Origin of the sequence: Streptomyces sp. NPDC088400 (genome assembly GCF_044753355.1) — a bacterium.
GTDB lineage: Bacteria > Actinomycetota > Actinomycetes > Streptomycetales > Streptomycetaceae > Streptomyces.
The window spans coordinates 402,856-421,653 of sequence record NZ_JBIVMZ010000002.1 but is presented as its reverse complement, the minus strand read 5'-3'; the positions used below and the strand labels follow the sequence as shown (position 1 = coordinate 421,653).

Sequence of the window (18,798 nt, the reverse complement as noted above, 5' to 3'; positions counted from 1 at the left end):
AGATGTCCGGTTTCCCGGTTAGCGTCCGGCTCATGCCTCAGAACATCGCCATCTCGGGCGCCCGTGAGAACAACCTCCGCGACGTGTCCCTCTCCATCCCGAAGGGCAAGATCACCGTCTTCACCGGGGTATCGGGATCGGGCAAGTCCTCGGTCGTTTTCGACACCATCGCCGTGGAGTCGCAGCGCCAGCTCAACGAGACCTTCACCTCGTTCATCAGAAACCGGCTGCCCAAGCACGAGCGCCCCCATGTCGACTCGATCGACAACCTCGCCGTCTCCGTCGTCGTCGACCAGAAGCCGGTCGGCGGCAATGTGCGCTCCACCGTCGGCACGATGACGGACATCTACTCCGTGATCCGGGTGCTCTTCTCCCGCCATGGCACGCCGAGCGCCGGTGCGGCGACCGCGTACTCCTTCAACGATCCCTCGGGGATGTGCCAGGCCTGCGACGGAGTGGGCCGTGTGGTGCGGCTGGACATCGACCGGGCCGTCGACTGGTCCAGGTCGCTCGACGAAGGCGCGCTGTTGCTCCCCGGGCTCTCGGTGGGCAGCTGGGAGTGGAACCTGTACGCCGAATCCGGCCACTTCGACCGGGCCAGGCCGCTGCGCGACTACACCGACGAGGAGCGTGAACTCCTGCTGCACGGAGGCGACTTCACGGTCCGGCTGAACATGAGGTCGGGCCCGGTGGACGCGCGGTTCGAGGGGATCGCGGACCGTTTCACCCGGCTCTTCCTCAAGCGCGACACCGCCGGTCTCTCCGAGAAGCGCCAGGAGGCCGCGGCCCGCTTCACCGTGGAGCGGCGGTGCGAGGCGTGCGGCGGGGCCCGGCTCAACGAGGCCGCGCTCGCGACCCGGATCGACGGACTCACCATCGCCGACCACGCGCGTATGGAAGTCGCCGATCTGGTCGAGGTGCTGGGCCGGATCGACGACCCGGTGGCGACCCCGATCGCTGCCGCGGCGCGCGAACGGCTGGAGCGACTGGCCGGGATCGGGCTCGGCTATCTCAGCCTGGACCGGGAGACCAGCACGCTGTCCGGCGGTGAGGGGCAGCGGCTCAAAATGGTTCGCCACCTGGGGAGTTCACTGACCGGCCTCACCTTCGTCTTCGACGAGCCGAGCGTGGGGCTGCACCCGCGCGATGTCGGCCGGCTGAACGATCTGCTGATCCGGCTGCGCGACAAGGGCAATACGGTCCTGGTGGTGGAGCACGACCCGGATGTCATGGCGATCGCGGACCATGTGGTCGACATGGGCCCGAAGGCGGGCACGGACGGTGGCCGGGTGGTGTACGAGGGGCCCGTGGACGGGCTGCGCCGGGCCGATACGCTCACCGGCCGCTGTCTGCGCCGCCGTACGCCCATGAAGGAGTCGTTCCGCTCCCCCACCGGCCGGCTCCCGGTCACGGGCGCGGCTCTGCACAACCTCAAGGGCATCGACGTACGGTTCCCGACCGGGGTGCTCACGGCGGTGACCGGGGTCGCGGGCTCCGGAAAGTCGACGCTGGTGTCCAAGGTGTTCACGGCCGCGTACCCGGAGGCGATCGTGATCGACCAGGGTGCCATCGGCGCCTCGTCCCGGTCCACGCCCGCCTCGTACCTCGGCGTCATGGACACCATCCGTACGATCTACGCGAAGGAGAACGGGGTCCGGCCGGGGCTGTTCAGCTTCAACTCCTCGGGGGCGTGCGGGGAATGCGCGGGCCGCGGGATCATCTGCACCGACCTCGCGTTCATGGATCCGGTGACCACGACCTGCCAGGCATGCGAGGGGCGGCGCTTCCACGACGATGTGCTGCGGCACCGGGTGAAGGGCCGCTCCATCGTGGACGTACTGGACATGACGGCGGCGACGGCCATGGAATTCTTCGAATTCTCCGAGGACAGGGCGCTGTCGCGGAAGCTGCGGGCCCTCAACGACGTGGGCCTCACGTATCTCACACTGGGCAGGCCACTCAGCTCGCTGTCCGGCGGTGAGCGTCAACGCATCAAGCTCGCCACGCGGTTGCACCGTACGGGCGGTGTGTACGTCCTCGACGAGCCGACCACCGGGCTGCACATGGCGGATGTGGACACGCTGGTGTCGCTGCTGGACCGGCTGGTCGACGCGGGGAATTCGGTGATCTGCGTCGAGCACAACCTGGATGTGGTCAAGCGCGCGGACTGGGTGATCGACCTCGGCCCCGACGGAGGTAAACACGGCGGTGAGATCGTCTTCGAGGGCACTCCGGAGGAACTGCTGGAGCACCCGAAGTCCGTCACCGCCGCTTACCTGCGCGCCCACTGAGGGATCCGACGGCGGTCCGGCCGGACCGGCGGACCGGCGGACCGGCCGTTTCCGGGACGCTGGTGCGGCACTCGGTTCCGCTTCCGCGACGGTCGGTTCCCCATCCGGCGTACGGCCGTCATGATGGGCGCGGCCCGCCCTCCGAACGCTGCCCTCCCAACGCCCTGGAGACCGCCCGTGCCCCGCAGGATTGCCCTGGTCCGACGCCCGAGCCCGCGCCTCGCCGAGGGGCTGGTCACCCATATCGAGCGCGCCCCCGTCGATACCGAGCTCGCGTTCGAGCAGTGGGAGGGGTACCTACGAACACTGCGCGCGCACGGCTGGGAGACCGTCGAGGCGGCGCCGGCCGACGACTGCCCGGACGGGGTGTTCGTCGAGGACACCGTCGTGATGTTCCGGAACGTGGCCCTCATCACCCGGTCCGGCGCCCTCTCGCGCCGGCCGGAGACGGCCGCGGTGGAGACGGAGCTGGTCCGGCTCGGCTGTTCGGTGAACCGGGTACGGGAGCCGGGCACGCTCGACGGGGGCGACGTCCTCAAGATCGGCGACACGGTCTACGTGGGACAGGGTGGCCGGACCGACGGGGCGGGAGTGGCGCAGCTGCGAGCGGCCTTCGAACCGCTCGGGGCGCGGGTCGTCGCCGTACCCGTGCGCAAGGTGCTGCACCTCAAATCGGCGGTGACGGCGCTGCCGGACTCCACCGTCGTCGGGTACGAGCCGCTGGTGGACGCGCCGGCTCTCTTCCCGCGTTTTCTGCCCGTACCGGAGGAGCCGGGAAGCCATGTGGTCCTCCTCGGCGGCGGAAAGCTGTTGATGGCGGCGAGCGCTCTCCGGACCGCGGAACTGTTCTCGGACCTCGGCTACGAGCCGGTTCCGGTGGACATCAGCGAGTTCGAGAAGCTCGAAGGGTGCGTGACCTGCCTCTCGGTACGCCTCCGCGACCTGTACACATGACCGAGCGTAACGAGCTTTCACCCTCCCGGGATTGGCCTTCGGCTTACTGCGCCTTTAACCTACGGTGTCGTAACCTACGAACCCGTAGGTAATTCTCCCGTCCCCCCTGGAGTACTCGTGTCGATCACCTCTCCCCACCTCGGCAGTTCGGACGCGTGGACCGACGCCCGGCTGCTGTACGCGCTGGAAGAGGTGGTGGAGAAGGAGCTCAACCGCCATCTCAAGGTCGCCAAGGACTGGATGCCGCACGAGTACGTGCCGTGGACCGACGGCCGTAACTTCCCGGGGTTCTTCGAGGACGGTGAGTCCTGGGACCCCGAGCAGTCGAAGGTCACCGACATAGGCAAGATCGCCCTCGTGGTCAACCTGCTGACCGAGGACAACCTGCCCAGCTACCACCACGAGATCGCCAGCCTCTTCGGCCGCGACGGCGCCTGGGGCACCTGGGTGCACCGCTGGACCGCCGAAGAGGGCCGGCACGGCATCGTGATGCGTGACTACCTGCTCACCTCGCGGGCCGTGGACCCGGACAAGCTGGAGCAGTTCCGGATGGTGCACATGGCGGAGGGCTTCGAGTCCGACAACCGCCACTCGATGCTGCACTCCGTCGCGTATGTCGCCTTCCAGGAGCTGGCGACCCGCGTCTCGCACCGCAACACCGGCCACCAGTCGGGCGACCCGATCTGCGACCGGATGCTCGCGCGGATCGCCACCGACGAGAACCTGCACATGGTCTTCTACCGGAATCTGCTGGGCGCCGCCTTCGAGATCGCCCCTGATCTGACGATGCAGTCGGTCCGCGATGTCGTCGTGAACTTCCGGATGCCGGGGCACGGCATGCCGGGCTTCGAGCGCGCCGCCGCGCAGATGGCGATAGGCGAGATCTACAACATGCGGATCCACCACGACGACGTGCTCCAGCCGGTGTTGCGCTTCCTGAAGGTCCTGGACATCGACGGGCTCGGCCCGGAGGGACTCAAGGCGCAGGAGGAACTCGGTCTGTACATGGGCGGCTTGGACAGCGAGGCGAGCAAGTTCGACGCGAAGCTCGCCGCCCGCAAGGCGCGGATGGCCGCGCGCGACGCAGGCTGAGTGGAGCGGTCGGGCCGGGTACGGTCCCTCGACCGCCGCCGCCGCCGTCGCCGTCGCCGTCGTTGTCGGGCGTCATGTCCGACGGCGACGGCGATGCGTCGTATGCGGTGTGCGTCGTATGCGGTGTGCGTCGTATGCGGTGTGCGTCGTATGGGTTATGCGCCATACGCGATGCGCGCCGTACGCACATCCACGCCGTCCGCACGCGCACGCCGCATGCGATGCGCGCCCTGTACGAGCCGCCGAGACGCCCGGAGCTCCGCCGGGCCCGCTGAGCCCCACTGAGCCCGGTGAGCCCCCGCGGTCGTGTCAGGAGGCGTCGCGCCGGAGATCCTGTCGTTCCTTCTCGGAGAGACCGCCCCATACCCCGAACCGCTCGTCGTGGGTGAGCGCGTACTGGAGGCAGGCCTCCCGGCCCTCGCACGCGCCGCACAGGCGCTTCGCCTCACGGGTGGAGGAGCCGGGGGCGGGGAAGAAGAATTCCGGCCCGGTCTGGGCGCACAACGCGTCCTCCTGCCAGGAGAGTTCGTCCTCGACGCGGTCGCTCACCGTACGGTCGTCCATGGTGCTGGCACTGATGTTGATCGGCATGCCGATCAGCATGTCGCGCGGCGATAAACATTTGCTTGATGAACCGTCAACGACCGAGCGATGACCGAGCGTGACCGCCCGGCAGGGGTCACCCGACGGGCTCTCAGGCACGGTCGCCGTTGAACGGACCACCGAACGGACCGCCGGGGGCGAAGGCCAGGGCCGCGAAGTGTTCGCCCATGCGACGGTGTGACGCGGCGTCCGGGTGGAGCTGGTCGGGCAGCGGCAGTTCGGCGGAGTCGGCCTCACCGTAGAGGTCACGGCCGTCGAGGTGGTGCAGGTTCGGGTCGGCGGCTGCCCGCTGCTTCACGACCCGGGCCAACTCCTCCCTGATGACGGTGAGAGTCAGCTTCCCGGCCGCCCGTTCCGCGGGGTCGCCCGTGGCCCGGAACTGGAGCCTTCCCCCGCTGAGGTTGCTGAAGTCCGGCATGCTCGGGCCGGGGGTGTCCTCATGGATGGGGCACAGGATGGGTGAGACGACCAGCAGCGGTGTGGTGGGGTGCCCCTCGCGGATGGTGTCGAGGAAGCCGTGCACCGCCGGGGTGAAGGCACGCAGGCGCATCAGGTCGGCGTTGACCAGGTTGATGCCGATCTTGACGCTGATCAGATCGGCGGGGGTGTCCCGCAGGGCTCGGGCGGTGAACGGGTCGAGCAGGGCGCCGCCGGACAGGCCCAGGTTGATCAGTTCCACACCACCGAGGGAGGCGGCGAGCGCGGGCCAGGTCGTGGTGGGGCTCGCGGCGTCGGAGCCGTGGCTGATCGAACTGCCGTGGTGCAGCCACACCTTGCGGCCCGGGTCCGGTGCGGGCTCGACGGGGGCGTCGGTGCGCAGGGCGACGAGTTCGGTGGTCTCGTTGTGCGGCAGCCAGATCTCGATGTCCTTGCCGCCGTCGGGCAGACCGGTGAAGCGGAGGGTGCCGACCGGGCCGGGCTCGGTCGTGGCAGATCCGGTGGTCATGTCGATGGTCGTGGTGTTGCCGCCGGTCACGGTCGCCTGACCGGCCAGGCGACCGTCGACGAGCAGGTCGTACACGCCGTCCGGGCGGGGCGGGGCGCCGACGTAGGCGCGCTTGGTGGGCAGCGTGTCCAGTTCGACGGCGGTGGCCCGGGTGCGGAAGACCAGCCGTACGCCCGACGATTGGGACTCGGCCACGGCCAGTTGGCCGTCGAAGTACTGGGCGCGGGCCCACGCGGGCAGCCGGTGCGGCAGCACCCCGTGCTCGGTCCGCTCCAGATCGAGGGCGCCGCGCAGGAGGTCCGCGGTGACGGGTGTGGTGATCCAGTTGTGCGTGGTGTCCATTGTCCCCACCTGTTGATCGAAACCTGTTGATCGAAATATCCGCTCCCGGATATCCGCATCCCGCATGGAGCCCGGTCTGGGCGCGGGCCGACACGGAGCCCGGGTCAGGGCGCGGGCCAATTCCGCAGCAGGGCGTCGAGGGCGTCCATGATCCGTGACCAACTCTCCTGCGAGTCGGGGGCGCTGTGGCTGAAGCTGCCGGCCATCTCCAGGCTCACGTAGCCGTGGAAGACGCCGCCCAGCAGCCGGACCGCGTGCGTCTGGTCCGGCTCCGTCAGGTCGTAGCCGCGCAGGATCGCCCGTGTCATCTGTGCGTGCCTGGGGCCGGCGCTGGCCGCCGCCGCCTCCGGGTCGAGCCTCAACTGGGTTGCGGCGTAACGGCCGGGGTGCTCCCGGGCGTAGTCGCGGTAGACGTCTCCGAGGGCGGTCAAGGCATCCTTGCCGGCCCGCCCGGCCAGGGCGGCGGCGCCCCGGTCGGCGAGTTCCTCCAGGGCGAGCATGGCGATTCTTGTCTTGAGGTCCTGGGAGTTCTTCAGGTGTGAGTACAGGCTCGCGACCTTGACGTCGAACCGTCTGGCGAGCTCCGAGACGGTCACCTGGTCGAAGCCGACCTCGTCGGCCAGTTCCGCCCCCGCCTGGGTCAGGCGTTCCGTGGTCAGCCCCGCGCGCACCATACTCTTCCCATCATTAGGCTTCACTCATAATGCGTTTGCCTAAGACCTTTAGGCAAATTAGCCTGCCGTGTGTGAAGCCGTTGAGTGAGCAAGAGATCCGTGCCGCGTTCGTGAACTGCACCAAGGGCGCGGCGAAACGCCTGTCCGTCCCACGCGACCTGGACGAGCGCCCCTGGGACGACCTGGACTACCTCGGCTGGCGAGATCCGCAGGCGCCTGGCCGCGCCTACCTCGTCATCGAGCTGGACAGCCGCCCGAGGGCCCTGGCCCTGCGCTGTACCGGCCCCGCCTCCGGGCAGATGCGGCGCAGCATGTGCTCGATGTGCGTGACCACCCATACCGGCGGCGTCTCCCTGATGGTCGCGCCGAAGGCGGGAAAGGCCGGGCAGCAGGGCAACTCGGTGGGCAGCTACATATGCAGCGACCTCGCCTGCTCGCTGTACGTACGAGGCAAGAAGGACGCGGGCGCCGGCTCGCGGCTCCAGGAAACGATCACGCTGGAGGAGAAGACCCGGCGGATCGTGACGAACATCGCCGCGTTCGTCGCCAAGGTGACCGCGTGATCGCCGCCGCACCCCTCACGCGGTCTCCTGGGCAGTGATTCCGGGGCCGCCTGTCAGGCGTCCCGGTCCACTCCCCGCATCAGCGCGAACCGCGCCCCGTAAGGGTCGGCGAGCTTGGCGAACCGGCCGACACCTTCGATGTCGGTCGGCGGCATCCGGACCGTACCGCCCGACTTCCGCGCGGCGGCCACGGTGGCGTCGCAGTCCGTGACCGCGAAGTACAGCAGCCAGTGCGGCGCGCTGTCGGATTCGATCGGGTCGGATCCCATCGGTACGAACCCGCCGAACATGGCCTCCGGGCCCTTGCCCGCAGGATGCATCATCCGGTATGTGCCGCTGCCGTCCGGCATCGGCATGCTGGTGGCCTCCCAGCCGAAGACCGTGTTGTAGAAGGCGTACGCGGCGTTCTCGTCGGGGGTGTACAGCTCGGCCCAGCAGAGGCTGCCCGGCTGGTTGACGACATCCAGGCCCTTGTTCTTGCCCGGCTGCCAGACGGAGAAGCCGGCGCCGGCCGGATCGGCGAAGACCGCCATCCTGCCGATGTCCATGACGTCCATCGGTTCGAACACGACGGAACCGCCGCCCTGCCGGACGGACTTGGCCGTCGCGTCGGCGTCAGGCGTGCTGAGGTACAACGACCAGGACGACGGCGCCTGATCGGACCGCAAGGGCATGGCGGCGGCCGCGGTCCTGCCCTCCGTCTGGAACATGCCGTAGCCGCCCGCCTCGGGCCCCGCCGACACGAAATCCCAGCCGAACAGGCCGTTGTAGAAGGCGGTCGCCCCCTCGATGTCGGGGGTGCCGAGGTCGGCCCAGATCGGGGAGCCGGCGGGATATGGGGTGGTGAGCATGGTGCGCTCCTTCGTGGAATCCCATTGCTCTGCCCTCCGAGTCTCCTCCGGATGCCGCGCCGCCGCACTCGATGCCGCGCCGCCGCGGCGGGGACGCGCCCCCGCGTGCCCGCGTCCGCCTGCCGCGCCCCGCGCACGCATTCCGTCCACCTGCCGCGCCCACGCATTCCGTCCGCCTGCCCGCTCCTGTCACCGCTCCGGGCTCTGCCCTGTCACCGCTCCGGCCTCTGCCGGGCGTGGGAGCATATGAGCCGGTCGGAGCGGTCCGGTCGGGCGGGAGGCGTCATGAGGGGTGCGGTCATCTCGCCGGATGGCGCGGTCGTCCCACCGGGATACGGTCCGGATCCGGTGCCCGCGGGCAGGAAAGCCGGGGCCGTACTCGACGCGGCGACACTGCTGCTCGGCAACGCACAGCGGCTGCTCGACGATCACTCCCGCGCCGTGACCTGCGTACGGGACGCCTTCCACCCACTCCAGCAGGAGCTGGTCGGCGTCGAGTTGGGCGCGATCCCGCTCTCCCGGCTGAAGGAGGTCACGGCCGGCCGACTGCGGCTCGGTGCCCTCGAACAGGCGGGACTCACCTCCGTACGGGAAGTACACGAAGCGGGTCGGCACGCCCTGCGTCAGCTTCCCGGGGTCGGGGCCCACACCGCCGACCAGGCGGTGGCCGCCGCCGGCCGGATCGCCGAGGCCGTCGGGGAGACCGTCTCCGTACGTATCGATGTCGACCACCCCGAGCCGCGCACCACGGCGCTGGTGGCCGCCCTGCACCGGCTGGTCGGGGCCGGCCCCGGACTGCGGCGCGCGCATGACACCGCCGACCGGCTCGGCACGCGGCTGCGCGGGCTGCTTCCGGAGGCGGAGCCCGCGCGCGGACGGCTGCGGATGGCCCTCTCCGGGCGGGACAGGCGGGCCAGGGCCCTCGGCGCGGCAGACAGGATCCGGGGACTGCTCGACGAGGCGGCGGAGGCGGACGTACCGCTGCTGCTCGCACAGGTCTCGGCGGATCTGCTGCGGGAACCGGCCTCGGAGATCGAGTGCTGGGTCGACTTCGAGCTGCGCTCGGCGGAGTACTACAGCCTGCTCGCCGAGACGGTCGGCAGCGCACCCGATCTCGCCTCGTCGGAGGGCTTCATTCCGTCCGAGATCGCCGGGCGGGTACGGGCCCAGCAGCTGGACGACACCCGGCTGCGGGTGTCACTGCGCGGCTACCAGTCGTTCGGCGCGCGCTTCGCGCTGGCGCAGCGCCGGGTGATCATCGGTGACGAGATGGGGCTGGGCAAGACCGTCCAGGCCATCGCCGCGCTCGCGCATCTCGCGGCGCGGGGCGGCACGCACTTCATGGTGGTCTGCCCGAACAGTGTGCTGATCAACTGGACGCGGGAGATCGGCACCCGGAGCACGCTGCGGGCGATCCCGGTGCACGGCCCGGAGCGGCAGGAAGCTTTCAGCGAGTGGCGCGAGGGCGGTGGCGTCGCCGTCACCACCTTCGACTCGCTGCATACGCTGCCGCTCCCCCGGCACGGGCAACCGGAACCTGCCGTACGGGAAGCCGGCAAACCGCGACCCGCCGGACCGGAACCCGCCGGGCCGCACATGCTCGTCGTGGACGAGGCCCACTACGTGAAGAACCCGGACACCCGCAGATCCCGCGCCATGTCCGGTTGGACGGAACAGGCCGGGCACGTCCTGTTCCTCACCGGTACGCCCATGGAGAACCGGGTCGCGGAGTTCCGCAGTCTGATCCGGCGTCTTCAGCCCGCGCTGGCCCCGGACGTCCAGGGCATCGACGCCGTCGCGGGCTCCCATGCCTTCCGCCGCGCGGTCGCCCCCGCCTATCTGCGCCGTAACCAGCGGGACGTCCTCGCCGAACTGCCCGCGCTGGTCCAGGTCGACGAGTGGGAGGAGCTCGGCGCCGACGATCTGGCCGCCTACCGGGAGGCGGTGTCCGCCGCCCACTTCATGCGCATGCGCCGGGCCGCCTACGCCCGGCCCGAGACCTCCGCCAAGCTCGGGCGCCTGCGGGAACTGGTCGCCGAGGCCGCGGCCAACGAGCTGAAGGTGGTGGTCTTCTCGTACTTCCGCGAGGTGCTCGCCGCGGTCCGACAGGCCCTGGGCGAGGGGGTGTTCGGACCGCTCTCCGGTGACGTACCGGGCGCCCGTCGCCAGCACACCGTCGACCGCTTCACCGCAGCGCCGGGGCACGCCGTCCTGCTGAGCCAGATCCAGGCGGGCGGTATCGGGCTCAACATGCAGGCCGCGTCGGTCGTCATCCTCTGCGAACCACAGGTCAAACCCACCCTGGAACACCAGGCGGTGGCACGCGCCCACCGCATGGGGCAGGTCCGCCCGGTCCATGTCCACCGTCTGCTCACGGTCGACAGCCTGGACCAGCGGCTGCTGGACATCCTCGCCGACAAGAACCGCCTCTTCGACGCGTACGCCCGGCGCAGCGACCTGGCCGAGGCGACGCCGGACGCGATCGATGTCTCGGACCGCGACATCGCGCGCCGGATCGTGGAGGAAGAACAGCTGCGCCTGGCGACCGGCACCGGTACGAACGCCCCCGGGTGAAAGCGACGTGCGTGGCGCATCACGTCCCCTGGCGGTCAACTGCGTGAGCGCACACCGACGATGAGGATGACGACGGCGGGCCTGAGTGAGCGTCAGGAACGGTCCTGGCACTGACCGGCACTGTCGTCGGCCGTCGGAGGAGCGCGGCTACCGGGGGACGCCGGAGGACTGCTGTCGGTGCTGCCCCTCGGCGAGTTCGGCCAGTGTTTCGGCGATGCCCGGCAGGAGGTCGGCCGGGATGTGGTCGAGGACCCGGCGCCGGGCGCTGGCGAGGTGAGCGGGCTGAGCCTCGTGCATGGCTCGCAGTCCGGTATCGGTGAGGACGGCTTCACTGCCGCGTGCGTCCAGGCCGTGGCGTTCCTTACGCACCATGTCGCGGCGGGACAGGCCGTCGATGACGCGCGTGATGCGCGACGGAGTGAGGCCGGAGGCCGCCGCGAGCGCGGACATGCGCATGCGGCGGTCGGGCGCCTCACTCAGCAGCAGCAGGACGGCGAACTCGGTCATGATCACCCCGGTGCCGGCCATGTCCTCCTCCAGAACGCGCGGCAGGGAGTGGACGAGACGTCCCAGGCTCTGCCACAGCAGAAGCTCATCGGCAGTCAGCGGATCAGTGGTGGCAGTGGCAGTGGGCTCCATGCGGCCACTGTATTTGACTAGGCAAGGAAGCGATGCGATGCTTGCCTAGTCAAAATTTGACTAGGCAAGTAGGTGCCTTGTGATGCCTGCTGCAGCAAGCCAATGCGAGGTGGTTACATGTCGCCCCGGGCACCCGCACCGGACGGATTCGAGCACGCTGTCGCCGATGTCGACGGGATCCGGCTCCACTACGTGACCGGCGGATCCGGGCCCGCCGCCGTCCTCGTGCACGGCTGGCCGTTCAGCTGGATCGAGTGGCGGGCGCTGATGCCACTGCTCGCGGCACGAGGCTTTACGGTCATCGCCCCCGACCTGCGAGGATCCGGCGACTCGCAGATCCCGGCCGGGCACTGGACCAAGCGCGAGGAGGCCGGGGACCTCCACCGCCTGCTGAGGCACCTGGGCCACGACCGGGCTTTCGTCGTCGGGACCGACGTCGGCACGATGACCGCTCACGCCTGGGCCCAGAGCCATCCGGACGACGTGGTCCGGCTGGTGCTCAGCGAGGCGTTCCTGCCCGGCTACGGCCTGGAGGAGCACATGAACCCCGCCACCGGCGGCTCGTGGCACTTCGGCTTCCACGCCCAGAGCGGCCTGGCCGCCATGCTCACCGCCGGCAAGGAGGAGCAGTACCTGTCCGGCTTCTGGTCGATGATGACCGGCGGCGGGATCACCGCCGCCGACCGCGCCGACCTGCTGCGCGCCTACACCCGCCCCGACGCGATGCGCGGCGGCTTCGAGCACTACGCCACCCTCGTCCAGGACGGGCAGGCAGCCCGCGCCGGGGGCCGCCTGACCATGCCCGTCCTCGTCCTGAACGGCGAGCACGGCCTGCCCCAGAACATCCTGCTGGAGGGTGCCCGCGCAGCCGCGGCCGACGTGCGCCACAACACCGTCCCCGGGGCCGCGCACACCTTCGCGGCCGACAACCCGGCCTGGACGGCCGACCGGCTCGCCCGGTTCTTCACCACCACCCCCGCCGCCTGACCCGCGGCACGACACAGCACACGGAGTACTCCTCATGCGGATCCTCGTCATCGGCGCCACCGGCTACGCCGGCCGCCGCGTCTCAGCCGCTCTGTCCCGCGCCGGACACACCGTCCTGGGCCTGGCGCGCGACACCTCCGCACCCGCGGCCCGCGCCCTCACCGTGGACGAAGTCACCCCCGTCGAAGGGGACTTCTCCAAGCCGGAGACCTGGCGCGGACACCTCGACGGCACCGACGCGGTCGTCCACCTGCTGATGGACATGAGCGACCCCGTCGGCGGTGACCAGTGCCTGTTCGCCGAGCTGCTCGCCGCCCAGGAGCGTGACGGCCGCCGCCGCCACCTGGTGTTCACCACCGGCATCTCCTCCTACGGCCGCACCGGCCTGCCACTCATGGACGAGAACACCCCCGGGAACCCCGAGAGCCCCATCGGCTTCCGCTTCGCGCTGGAGAAGGAGCTGGCCGCCTCCGGCCTCGCCCACACCGTGGTCCGTCCCGGGTTCATGTACGGAGGCCCCGCGAGCACCTCCATGACCGGCCAGTGGTTCGCCGCCGCCGAGGCGGGCAGCCCCGTCTTCTACGGCGACACCGCCAAGCGCTGGAGCTGGGTCCACGTCGACGACCTCGCCGACGCCTACGTCCGCATCCTCGACAACCCCGCCGCCGTCGACGGGGAGACCTTCGTCATCGCCGACGACCAGCGGCTGGCCGCCCTGGACATGCAGCACACCGCCGTACGAGCCGCAGGCCACACCGGCGAGATCGCCCTGGCGAGCGCCGAGGCAGGCGGCATGATGCAGATGGCCGCCGACCAGGACGAACTCGTCACCAGCGCCAAGGCCCGCCGCCTCCTGGGCTGGACCCCCCGCCACACCTCCTTCACCGACGACCCCACCCGCCACTACCGCGCCTGGAAGGCCGCCCGGCCCGCCGCATGACACGCCGCCGGGTGCGGGGCAACGCGTTCAGTGCCCCGCACTCCGGTCTCTTTCAGGCGTTCCGTTCGGATACTCCCCGGGGGCCATACCGGCGCCACAAGAGTCTTCCCTGATGTTTACTCCTCTGTCCGACACTCCTTGCGCTCCTGTTCCATCTCGTTGACACCCCGCGCACGTATCCAGGACAAGAGGTCACCAGCCATGCCTCAACTCGACCGGCGTCGCTTCCTCCAACTCGCCGGAGGAACCGCGGCTTTCACCGCTCTGTCGAACAGCATCACCCAAGCCGCCGCGATACCCGCCCGGCACCGCTCCGGAACGATCGACGATGTCGAGCACATCGTCGTGCTGATGCAGGAAAACCGGTCCTTCGACCACTACTTCGGCTCGCTGAGAGGCGTCCGCGGGTTCGGCGACCCCCGACCGGTGACGCTGCCCAGCGGCAAGTCCGTGTGGCATCAGTCGGACGGCACGAAGGACGTCCTGCCCTTCCGTCCGCCCGCGGACGACCTCGGTATGCAGTTCCTCCAGGGACTACCCCACGGCTGGAGCGACGGCCAGGACGCCATCAACCGGGGCAGGTACGACAAGTGGGTGCCGGCGAAGTCCGCCACCACGATGGCGTATCTGACGCGCGAGGACATCCCGTTCCACTACGCGCTCGCCGACGCCTTCACCATCTGCGACGCGTACCACTGCTCGTTCATCGGATCGACCGATCCGAACCGCTACTACATGTGGACGGGGCACACGGGCAACGACGGCACCGGAGGCGGCCCCGTTCTCGGCAACGACGAACTCGGCTACAGCTGGACCACGTACCCCGAGCGGCTGGAGAAGGCCGGAATCTCCTGGAAGATCTACCAGGACATCGGCGACGGTCTGGACGCCGCCGGCTCCTGGGGCTGGCTCGATGACGCGTACCGGGGCAACTACGGCGACAACTCGCTGCTCTACTTCAACCAGTACCGCGACTCCGCCCCCGGCGATCCGCTCCACGACAAGGCCCGCACCGGTACCGACGCCCGGAAGAACGAGGGCTTCTTCGACCAGCTCAGGGCCGACGTCACGGCGGACAGACTGCCGAAGATCTCCTGGATCGCGGCCCCGGAAGCATTCACCGAACACTCCAACTGGCCCGCAAATTACGGCGCTTGGTACATCTCCCAGGTACTGGACGCCCTGACGTCCAACCCCGAGGTGTGGAGCAGGACCGCCCTGTTCATCACCTACGACGAGAACGACGGCTTCTTCGACCACGTCGTACCGCCCCTCCCGCCGACGTCGGACGATCGAGGCAAGTCCACCGTGGATGTCGGCCCCGACCTCTACGCGGGCGACAACAACCGCGCCGCGGGCCCTTACGGCCTCGGCCCGCGTGTCCCGATGCTCGTCGTCTCGCCCTGGAGCAAGGGCGGGTACGCCTGCTCGGAAACGTTCGACCACACCTCGATCATCCGGTTCATGGAGCGCCGCTTCGGCGTGCGCGAGCCCAACATCTCGCCCTGGCGACGGGCCGTCTGCGGCGATCTCACCTCCGCCTTCGACTTCGAACGCCGGGACACCCGGCCCGGCCCGCTCCCCGACACCGACGGCTACCGGCCGCCGGACCACGAGCGCCACCCCGATTACGTACCCCAGCCGCCCGCGAACCCGGTGCTGCCCAAGCAGGAGCGCGGCCTCCGCCCGGCGCGCCCGCTGCGCTACGCACCGTTCATCGACGGAGCGGCGGCCCCTTCGACCGGCAAGTTCACCCTCACATTCAGCGGCGGTCACCGGGCCGGTGCCGCATTCCACGTCACGTCCGCCAACCGTACGGACGGTCCGTGGATGTACACGACCGAGGCGGGCACGACAGTCTCGGACACCTGGAACACCGCCGTTTCCGGGGGCGTCCACGACCTGTCCGTGTTCGGCCCGAACGGTTTCCTGCGCGGCTTCAAGGGCTCCGGCAAGACCGCCGGTCCCGAGGTGACGGCCCGCCACGACGCCTCCACCGGCAGCCTGAAACTGACCCTGACGAACGCGGGCACGTCCGCCGTCACTCTCACCCTCAGCTGCGCCTACGGTTCCCGGCCCCGGACTTTCACGGTACGGCCCGGCTCCACCGTCACCCACACGGTGGACCTGCGCGCCGCCCGGCGCTGGTACGACCTGACCGTCGTCTCCGACGCCGACCGCACGTTCCTGCGCCGCTTCGCCGGGCATGTCGAGACCGGCGAAGCGGGCGTGAGCGACCCGGCGATCATCACCGGATAACACCTCGGCCACTCGCACCACAGCGGTGGCGGGCGACCGTACGCGAACTCACCCGCCACTCGCTCGCGGTCACACGTCCCAGGTGACCGGGAGGCTCTTCACTCCGTAGATGTCCGCGGTCTCCGGGCGCAGAGCGACTTCTTCGGCCGGTACGGCCAGGCGCAGCGTGGGAAAACGCTTGAGCAGCGCGGAGAACGCGACCCGCATCTCGATGCGGGCCAACTGCTGGCCCAGGCACAGGTGGATGCCGTGGCCGAAGGCCAGGTTCCCGCCGTCCTGCCGGTTCAGGTCGAGCGTATGGGGGTCGGCGAAACGCTCGGGATCGCGGTTGGCGGTGTTGTACGACAGGACCACCGTGGTGCCGGCCTCGATCGTCCGGCCGCCCACCTCGACGTCCACAAGTGCCGTCCTCATGAACGACTTTGCGACGCTCAGATACCGCAGCAGCTCCTCCACGGCCTGGTCGATGAGCTCGGGATCGGTGCGCAGCGCGGCCAGTTGCTCGGGGTGCTGGAGCAGCGCGAAGGTGCCGAGGGACAGCATGTTCGCGGTGGTGTCGAACCCGGCCGCGAGGAGGATCAGACTGATCCCCCGCAACTCCTCGTCGGTCAGATCGCTGTCGGCGAGTTCGCTGAGCACGTCGTCGGTGGGGTTGGCGCGCTTGGCGGTGACCAGTTGTGCGAGGTACTCCTGGGTCGCGGTGTAGGCCGCTATCAGTTTCTCCTCGTCCGGCTCCCCGTTCATGAACGTGTCGATCTGCTCCTGGAAGGAGGCCCGGTCCTCGTACGGCACGCCGAGCAGCTCACAGATGATGATGGTGGGGATGGGCTTGGCGAACGCGGTCACCAGGTCCGCCGCTGGGCCGGCCTGCTCCATGGCGTCCAGGCAGTCGGCGGTGATCTGCTCGATCCGCTCGGTGAGCAGCCGCATCCGCCGTACGGTGAACTTCCCCACCAGGGGCTTCCGGTAGCGGCTGTGCTGCGGCTCGTCCGTGAGGAGGAACTCGCCGGGAGGCGCCGGGGGGAGCTCGTAGTCGACCACGTTCATGAGGTCCTTGCGGGCACTGAACCGCGGGTCGGCCAGGACCGATCTGACCTCGTCGTATCCGGTGATCAGCCAGCCTGGCTTGCCGCCGGGGTGGGGGTAGCGGCTGATGGGGCCGTGCCGACGGGCGTCGATCAACTCGGCCGGCGGGTCGAAGGGGCAGCCGGACGGACGCGCCGTGGGCAGCGCCATGACGGTGTGGACGGATTCACTCATGACCATTCCTCATTTCGCGACATGACGCGTTTTACGTATTCCGAAAGCTACGTTGCGTTCAGAATTCCGTCAATCGACTGGAATCCGTTTTCCCAGCTGGACGGCGGCAAATTGATGCAATGACATTGACGCCGAACGCAATGACTCGTTGCAATGAATGGCAGCGAAAGCAATACTGGCCGCATGCCAGGAGGACGATTGACCCACCAGGACCGCGCACGCATCGCGGCCGGACTCACCGACGGGCTCTCCTACGCCGAGATCGCCCGGCGGCTCGACAGGCCGACCTCGACGGTCAGTCGGGAGGTCGCCCGCAACAGCGGCCCCCGCGGCTACCGGCCCCAGCAGGCCCACCAGGCGACGGTCCAGCGGGCACGGCGTAGTACACCGGCACCCCCGCGCGCGGCCGGAGCGCCCGCCGGCGCGATGGAAGAGGAGATCATCGAGCTGGCGGTCAGGTCGGGAATGCCGAGAACAACCGCGCGCGTGCACGTCGACCTGTTGATGTCCGAGGACGGCAGGAGCACCGCGGCCGAGCTGACCCGCAGACTGAAGGTCAGCCCGGCCTCCGTCTCCGTCGCCGTGAACTTCCTGGTCCAGCACGGGTATGTCCGGCGCGAGCGCGATCCGCAGCGGCGCCGCGACATCTACGTGGTCGACGACGAGGCCTGGTACCACTCCATCGCGATCAGCGCGCAACAGACGCTCGAATCGGCGCGGGCCGCGATGGCGGCGGCGGAGGCGCTCGGGCTCGACACCCCCGTGGGGCAGCGGCTGACCAAGGCAGGGACGTTCCTGGAGCGGGTCATCCAGGACATGACGGAGTCGGCCGACCGCTGGCGCGGCCTCCTGAAATGAGCCGCGCGGGATGCGATGCGAAGCCTGACGTGGGCCGCGCGAGATACGAAGCCTGACGTGAGCGTGGGACTCGAACCTATCCCGGTGACGCTTCTCACCTGCGGTTTTCCTAAAGACCCGGACATTTGCATCCGATTCGATCCGGCTGCGCCCTCCTCGGTCCAACCCGATCCGGAACCGTGCGGCGATCGCTGCACGCACCGCGGGACGTCGAGTTGCGTCCGAAGTTGACGCTCATGCGGGAAGCGCTCCGCCTCGAAGCTCACCACCACGCTCACTACCGGTTCGGCCTCGCTCGCACGGGAAGCACCACATCACGATCCTCACTCTAAGTGGTCGTCACGGTTCACTTCCGCGCGAGCGGAGAGGGCTTTCCAAGCCGCCGTAGAACAGCAACGCCCGGTTCACCTCCGCGCGAGCGGAGAGGACCTGCCTGAGCCCTCTTCTGTCGCCGCTGGTGCCGGTTCACCTCCGCGCGAGCGGAGAGGACGTCGGCATCATCATCACCAACACTGCCGGTGACGGTTCACCTCCGCGCGAGCGGAGAGGACGCCAGCGCCGGATACATGAAGCTGCATGGCGACGGTTCACCTCCGCGCGAGCGGAGAGGACTTCCGGAACAGACGCTGTGCGTGGTCACTCTCCGGTTCACCTCCGCGCGAGCGGAGAGGACGACGGCTGGCGGCGAGGGAGGGGTGGTGTCGGTGGTTCACCTCCGCGCGAGCGGAGAGGACTTCGACCGCGCGGCGGTCGGTGCCCTGCTGGCCGGTTCACCTCCGCGCGAGCGGAGAGGACGTCACCCGTGGATGTCGGACCTTCTCGGCTACGGCGACGGGTCGTCTCCGCGCGAGCGGAGGTCACCCGTTGGTTGGCCTGGGTGAGAGTGAGGAGCTGCTGTCGTCTCCGCGCGAGCGGAGGTCACCCGTACCGCGAGCGGGAGTTCGGCGTCTTTCAGGTGTCGTCTC

General features: G+C 69.5%; 15 protein-coding genes and 1 CRISPR repeat array (1 of these 16 only partly in view). Of the genes, 9 read left to right on the top strand and 6 right to left on the bottom strand.

The features are described 5' to 3' along the window. Positions 1-32: 32 nt before the first annotated feature. From ACIQD6_RS06800 to ACIQD6_RS06790, 3 genes are all read left to right on the top strand, one after another. The gene (locus tag ACIQD6_RS06800; RefSeq protein WP_401878968.1) at positions 33-2,291 is read left to right on the top strand and encodes an ATP-binding cassette domain-containing protein; all 2,259 of its coding nucleotides are present in this window, start codon (positions 33-35) and stop codon (positions 2,289-2,291) included. Between the two features lie 177 nt (positions 2,292-2,468). Further along, positions 2,469-3,245 (top strand): dimethylargininase, encoded by a 777-nt coding sequence (gene ddaH, locus ACIQD6_RS06795; RefSeq protein WP_401878965.1) that lies wholly within the window; start codon positions 2,469-2,471, stop codon positions 3,243-3,245. 117 nt (positions 3,246-3,362) lie between these two features. Further along, positions 3,363-4,337: an acyl-ACP desaturase gene (locus ACIQD6_RS06790; protein WP_401878962.1), complete on the top strand. Its 975-nt coding sequence runs from the start codon at positions 3,363-3,365 to the stop codon at positions 4,335-4,337. A gap of 309 nt (positions 4,338-4,646) precedes the next feature. Here ACIQD6_RS06790 and ACIQD6_RS06785 read toward each other — a convergent pair whose 3' ends face one another. From ACIQD6_RS06785 to ACIQD6_RS06775, 3 genes are all read right to left on the bottom strand, one after another. Beyond that, the gene (locus tag ACIQD6_RS06785) at positions 4,647-4,928 is read right to left on the bottom strand and encodes a WhiB family transcriptional regulator (RefSeq protein WP_401878959.1); all 282 of its coding nucleotides are present in this window, start codon (positions 4,926-4,928) and stop codon (positions 4,647-4,649) included. A 103-nt stretch (positions 4,929-5,031) separates the two neighbouring features. After that, positions 5,032-6,228: a GDSL-type esterase/lipase family protein gene (locus ACIQD6_RS06780; RefSeq protein WP_401878956.1), complete on the bottom strand. Its 1,197-nt coding sequence runs from the start codon at positions 6,226-6,228 to the stop codon at positions 5,032-5,034. 104 nt (positions 6,229-6,332) lie between these two features. After that, positions 6,333-6,902, bottom strand: a complete 570-nt coding sequence (locus ACIQD6_RS06775) for a TetR/AcrR family transcriptional regulator (RefSeq protein ID WP_401878953.1) — start codon at positions 6,900-6,902, stop codon at positions 6,333-6,335. A 71-nt stretch (positions 6,903-6,973) separates the two neighbouring features. Here ACIQD6_RS06775 and ACIQD6_RS06770 point away from each other — a divergent pair, with 71 nt between their 5' ends. Further along, positions 6,974-7,465, top strand: a complete 492-nt coding sequence (locus ACIQD6_RS06770) for an FBP domain-containing protein (protein WP_401878950.1) — start codon at positions 6,974-6,976, stop codon at positions 7,463-7,465. Between the two features lie 53 nt (positions 7,466-7,518). Here ACIQD6_RS06770 and ACIQD6_RS06765 read toward each other — a convergent pair whose 3' ends face one another. Further along, the gene (locus tag ACIQD6_RS06765; protein ID WP_401878947.1) at positions 7,519-8,316 is read right to left on the bottom strand and encodes a VOC family protein; all 798 of its coding nucleotides are present in this window, start codon (positions 8,314-8,316) and stop codon (positions 7,519-7,521) included. A 285-nt stretch (positions 8,317-8,601) separates the two neighbouring features. Here ACIQD6_RS06765 and ACIQD6_RS06760 point away from each other — a divergent pair, with 285 nt between their 5' ends. Continuing rightward, on the top strand, positions 8,602-10,890 hold the full coding sequence (locus tag ACIQD6_RS06760; protein ID WP_401878945.1) for a DEAD/DEAH box helicase: 2,289 nt from the start codon (positions 8,602-8,604) through the stop codon (positions 10,888-10,890). Between the two features lie 147 nt (positions 10,891-11,037). Here ACIQD6_RS06760 and ACIQD6_RS06755 read toward each other — a convergent pair whose 3' ends face one another. Further along, positions 11,038-11,529, bottom strand: a complete 492-nt coding sequence (locus ACIQD6_RS06755; RefSeq protein ID WP_401878943.1) for a MarR family winged helix-turn-helix transcriptional regulator — start codon at positions 11,527-11,529, stop codon at positions 11,038-11,040. 117 nt (positions 11,530-11,646) lie between these two features. Between ACIQD6_RS06755 and ACIQD6_RS06750 the strand changes: the two genes are divergently transcribed. The 3 genes from ACIQD6_RS06750 to ACIQD6_RS06740 all read left to right on the top strand — a co-directional run bounded on the left by ACIQD6_RS06750 (position 11,647) and on the right by ACIQD6_RS06740 (position 15,715). Next, complete coding sequence (locus ACIQD6_RS06750; RefSeq protein WP_401878940.1) at positions 11,647-12,516, top strand: alpha/beta fold hydrolase; 870 nt, start codon at positions 11,647-11,649, stop codon at positions 12,514-12,516. 34 nt (positions 12,517-12,550) lie between these two features. Continuing rightward, entirely contained in the window at positions 12,551-13,456 is a 906-nt protein-coding gene (locus ACIQD6_RS06745) for an NAD-dependent epimerase/dehydratase family protein (protein WP_401878937.1), read from the top strand. Positions 13,457-13,657: 201 nt separating this feature from the next. Then, a complete protein-coding gene (locus ACIQD6_RS06740; protein ID WP_401878934.1) occupies positions 13,658-15,715 on the top strand; it encodes a phosphocholine-specific phospholipase C in 2,058 nt (685 codons plus the stop codon). Between the two features lie 69 nt (positions 15,716-15,784). Here the strand turns inward: ACIQD6_RS06740 and ACIQD6_RS06735 are convergent, their stop codons facing one another. Beyond that, positions 15,785-16,975: a cytochrome P450 gene (locus ACIQD6_RS06735; protein ID WP_401878931.1), complete on the bottom strand. Its 1,191-nt coding sequence runs from the start codon at positions 16,973-16,975 to the stop codon at positions 15,785-15,787. A gap of 183 nt (positions 16,976-17,158) precedes the next feature. Here ACIQD6_RS06735 and ACIQD6_RS06730 point away from each other — a divergent pair, with 183 nt between their 5' ends. Further along, complete coding sequence (locus ACIQD6_RS06730) at positions 17,159-17,833, top strand: helix-turn-helix domain-containing protein (protein ID WP_401878929.1); 675 nt, start codon at positions 17,159-17,161, stop codon at positions 17,831-17,833. 346 nt (positions 17,834-18,179) lie between these two features. Further along, positions 18,180-18,798: a CRISPR direct-repeat array (repeat unit 16 nt; unit sequence CTCCGCGCGAGCGGAG); it runs 570 nt beyond the window's last position.

Bases quoted from the DNA above. Each gene is read 5' to 3' on its own strand.
- ACIQD6_RS06800 (WP_401878968.1), top strand. From the start codon at position 33: ATGCCTCAGAACATCGCCATCTCGGGCGCCCGTGAGAACAACCTCCGC.
- ACIQD6_RS06785 (WP_401878959.1), bottom strand. From the start codon at position 4,928: ATGCCGATCAACATCAGTGCCAGCACCATGGACGACCGTACGGTGAGC.
- ACIQD6_RS06780 (WP_401878956.1), bottom strand. From the start codon at position 6,228: ATGGACACCACGCACAACTGGATCACCACACCCGTCACCGCGGACCTC.
- ACIQD6_RS06775 (WP_401878953.1), bottom strand. From the start codon at position 6,902: ATGGTGCGCGCGGGGCTGACCACGGAACGCCTGACCCAGGCGGGGGCG.
- ACIQD6_RS06765 (WP_401878947.1), bottom strand. From the start codon at position 8,316: ATGCTCACCACCCCATATCCCGCCGGCTCCCCGATCTGGGCCGACCTC.
- ACIQD6_RS06760 (WP_401878945.1), top strand. From the start codon at position 8,602: ATGAGGGGTGCGGTCATCTCGCCGGATGGCGCGGTCGTCCCACCGGGA.
- ACIQD6_RS06755 (WP_401878943.1), bottom strand. From the start codon at position 11,529: ATGGAGCCCACTGCCACTGCCACCACTGATCCGCTGACTGCCGATGAG.
- ACIQD6_RS06750 (WP_401878940.1), top strand. From the start codon at position 11,647: ATGTCGCCCCGGGCACCCGCACCGGACGGATTCGAGCACGCTGTCGCC.
- ACIQD6_RS06745 (WP_401878937.1), top strand. From the start codon at position 12,551: ATGCGGATCCTCGTCATCGGCGCCACCGGCTACGCCGGCCGCCGCGTC.
- ACIQD6_RS06740 (WP_401878934.1), top strand. From the start codon at position 13,658: ATGCCTCAACTCGACCGGCGTCGCTTCCTCCAACTCGCCGGAGGAACC.
- ACIQD6_RS06735 (WP_401878931.1), bottom strand. From the start codon at position 16,975: ATGAGTGAATCCGTCCACACCGTCATGGCGCTGCCCACGGCGCGTCCG.
- ACIQD6_RS06730 (WP_401878929.1), top strand. From the start codon at position 17,159: ATGCCAGGAGGACGATTGACCCACCAGGACCGCGCACGCATCGCGGCC.